This window comes from Diaphorobacter sp. J5-51 (assembly GCF_001023515.1).
GTDB classification, from domain to species: domain Bacteria; phylum Pseudomonadota; class Gammaproteobacteria; order Burkholderiales; family Burkholderiaceae_C; genus Diaphorobacter; species Diaphorobacter nitroreducens.
On sequence record NZ_JSYI01000050.1, the window covers coordinates 1 to 3490 of the forward strand.

At 65.1% G+C, this 3490-nt stretch carries 3 protein-coding genes; all 3 read right to left on the reverse strand.

Annotation, left to right across the window (positions count from 1 at the left end; all coding sequences use genetic code 11):
- Positions 1 to 753: IS5 family transposase (locus OX89_RS07330; protein ID WP_047350115.1), on the reverse strand; the 753-nt coding region annotated here is incomplete at its 3' end.
- 205 nt (positions 754 to 958) lie between these two features.
- Positions 959 to 1162, reverse strand: a complete 204-nt coding sequence (locus tag OX89_RS18115; protein WP_199856223.1) for an alpha/beta fold hydrolase — start codon at positions 1160 to 1162, stop codon at positions 959 to 961.
- A 27-nt stretch (positions 1163 to 1189) separates the two neighbouring features.
- Complete coding sequence (locus OX89_RS07335; RefSeq protein WP_199856224.1) at positions 1190 to 3469, reverse strand: bifunctional diguanylate cyclase/phosphodiesterase; 2280 nt, start codon at positions 3467 to 3469, stop codon at positions 1190 to 1192.
- Positions 3470 to 3490: the final 21 nt, after the last annotated feature.

Sequence of the window (3490 nt, forward strand, 5' to 3'; positions counted from 1 at the left end):
TGAATACTGTACAAATGCACAGTATTCTGCGGCGATTGTTTGGGTAGCGTCCACGTCCTGCAGCTCCTCGCGCTTCTCGGCACCCGTGTAGCCGCTGTCGCCGCACACCGTGTCTTCCCGGCCGTGCAGCAGCTTGTACACCTGCGTCACGTCGGCCACGTTCGCCGCCGTGCATTCCACGTGGTGCACCAGACCGGACGCGTCATCCACGCCGATGTGCGCCTTCATCCCGAAGAACCACTGGTTGCCCTTCTTGGTCTGGTGCATCGCCGGATCGCGCTCGCCCGCCTTGTTCTTGGTCGAGCTCGGCGCACTGATGATCGTGGCATCCACGATCGTGCCACTGCGCAGGCTCAGGCCCTTGCGCTGAAGATGGGCGTTGACCTGCTCGAAGAGCTTCTCGGCCAGCCCGTGCGTCTCCAACAGCCGGCGGAAGTTGAGGATCGTCGTCTCGTCCGGGATGTCGGCAAGCCCGCCCAACTGCGCGAAGCGGCGCATCACCGGCGTGTCGTACAAGGCTTCTTCCATCGCCGGGTCGCTGAGCGCATACCACTGCTGCAGGAAGTGGATGCGCAGCATCGTCGCCAACGGATAGGGCTGGCGACCGGGACGGCCCATCTTCGGGTAGTGCGGCTCGATCAGACCCAGCAGCGCCTGCCACGGCACCACCTGCTCCATCTCCGCCAAAAACACCTCGCGCCGCGTGCGCTTGCGGCTCCCCAGACCCTCGGCATCACCGAACGACAGCTGCATCGCACTCACCCCGATCACGGTGAGGCATTGTCGCGCAATGGGGCGGAGTTGTTCAGACCTTCCTTAAATAGGCCGCCAACTCGTCGAGCGCGAAGACGTCTCGCTGGGCGGTTTTCACAGCCCACCGCACACTACCGTTAGTTCGCTGCTCAATCGTTGCAGGTGCTTGGAAACAATTGCGATGTGGTGCCCTGGTGTGTAGATTTCAAGGGGACGCCACAAGTACTCTTACGTCCGACAGGAAGAGATCGAAGCGTTCGGACAGGCGTTCGAGCATTGGTGCATAGGTGAGGCCGCAATAGCCGTTGCCATGCAGGAAATGGATCACCGGTCGGCCCGATGGCGGCGAATGGTGGCCGCGCAGGGTATGTCCATTGCCAAGGCGGTGCGACCAGGAGAGCAGTTTCATTCGGTTGGAAAGCGCGTGGGCAGGGGGTCAGCCGTGCTCCGCAGCGGCCTCGCCGGTTGCGGCGGTGTACCAGACGATCCAGCCGGGGATGTGCGCTGCGGGCATCGGCCGCGCGATGCCATAGCCCTGGCCGAGCCGGCAGCCGATCTCGATCAGGGCCTCGGCATGATCCATGGTCTCGACGCCCTCGGCAATCACCTGGCGGTCGAACGCCTGGGCCAGATGGACCACGCTGAGCACGATCGCGCGGTCGTCGGCGTCGGACAGCATGTCGCGCACGAAGCTGCGATCGATCTTGAGCAGGTCGACCGGCAGGCGGCGGAAGTAGGCCAGCGAGGCGTACCCGGTGCCGAAATCATCAAGGGCGAGCCGCACGCCCAGTGCGCGACAGGCCGTCAGCACATCGAGCGCCGCATTCATGTCGGTGATCGCGGTCGACTCGACGATCTCGAGTTCGAGCCGGTCGGGCGCGATGTCCGGATGTTCGTCGAGCATCGCCTTCAGGTCGGCGACGAAGTTCGCCTTGAGCAGATGGCGCGCACTGATGTTGACGGCCACGGGCAGGTCGAGACCCGCCGCGCGCCAGTTGGCGACCTGCTCGAGCGCCGTGCGGATGACCCATTCGCCCAGCGTGATCTCGAGTTCGTTGCCTTCGAGTGCAGGCAGGAAGTCGGCGGGGGGGCGCAGTCCGACTTCGGGATGGTTCCAGCGCACCAGGGCCTCGGCGCCTACCGGCCGGCGCTCGAACATGTCGACCTTGGGCTGGAAGTGGAGCACGAACTCGCCCTGCTCGAGAGCCTGCGCCAGCCGGCGCAGCAGTTCCTGCTTCTGGCGCAGCGAGGCCTCGACGCTGGAGTCGAAGACCTGCACGCAGTTGCGACCGCGCTGCTTTGCGAGATACATCGCCTGATCCGCATGACGCAGCAGGGTGTCGGCATCGACCCGGTCGTCCGGATACAGCGCGACCCCGATGCTGGCCGACACCGCCACGCTGTCGTCGCGCAACTGGACGGGTTCGCTGACCGCTTCCAGGATGCGGTCGAAGACGCTGTGGCTGTCGAGGTCTCCGAGCAGGATCACGAACTCGTCACCACCGAGGCGGGCAATGGTATCCACCGAGCGCAGCATCGTCTGCAGGCGGTCGACGATCTCCACGAGCAGTTGGTCGCCCGCCTCGTGGCCATACTGGTCGTTGATCGGCTTGAAGCCGTCGAGGTCGAGCAGGCAAACGGCCAGCTGCCTGCGGCTGCGGTCGGCGTGAGCAATGGCCTGGCGCAGACGGTCCTCCAGCAGGCGACGGTTGGGCACGCCAGTCAGCGGATCGAAGTGGGCGATGCGGTCGAGCTCCTCTGCATGCGCCTTCAGGCGGCTGACGTCCGAGAAGACCGCCACGTGATGGACCAGCCTGCCGTTGTCGTCGAGCACGCGGGTGATGGACAGCGATTCCGCAAACAGCTCGCCGTTCTTGCGTCGGTTCCAGACCTCGCCACGCCAGTGGTCGGTGGTCTGCAGGCTGCGCCACAGCTGCGTGTAGAAGTCGCGCGATTGTTTGCCCGAGCTGAGGATGGACGGGTTCTGGCCCAGCACCTCCTCGCGCGCGTAGCCGGTGATGCGGGTGAATGAGGGATTGACGTCCACGATGCGGTTGTCCGCATCGGTGATCAGGATGGCCTCGTAGCTGTTCTGGAACACGCTGGCAGACAGGCGCAGCGCGTCTTCCGACTGCTTGCGCTCGGTAATGTCCTCATGCGTGCCCGCCATCAGCTGCGGCGAGCCGTCGCGTGCGCTGGTGATCACGCTGCCGCAGGAGTGGATCCAGACCCAGTGTCCGTCCTTGTGCCGCATCCGGATGTCGTGGCGGAAACCCGGCACCTCGCCGGCGAAATGGGCCCGCAGCTTGCGCTTGATGGCGATCTGGTCGTCGGAGTGGGTGAGCCTGTGCCAGGTCTCGATGGTGACGGGGGCGAGCTCCTCGGGGGTGTAGCCCAGCATCTCGGCCCAGCGCCGATTGATCTGGAGTTCGCCGGTCGGGATCGTCCACTCCCAGGTGCCGACCTGTGTGGCGGCGATCACGTTGTCCAGTCGCTCGCGCTCGAGCTTCATCGCTACCGCCAGATGTCGGGCCTGACGGTTGGACCGGTCCAGTTGGCGGTTGCGTCGGGCGAGCCCGATGGCAAGTGCGAGGATGATGCAGCCGGCGCCGAGGAGCGAGATCACGACGGGCTGGTAGCGGTCGAAGACGTCCTGCCAGGTGAACTCGGGCAGTTGGTCGAACGGAGGGGCGACGGATAGGAAATTCAACCGCATGAGGCCAAGTATGGCACGAGT

What these genes read in the sequence shown, in the direction of transcription:
- OX89_RS18115 (WP_199856223.1), bottom strand. Translation starts at nt 1,162, where the DNA reads ATGAAACTGCTCTCCTGGTCGCACCGCCTTGGCAATGGACATACCCTG.
- OX89_RS07335 (WP_199856224.1), bottom strand. Translation starts at nt 3,469, where the DNA reads ATGCGGTTGAATTTCCTATCCGTCGCCCCTCCGTTCGACCAACTGCCC.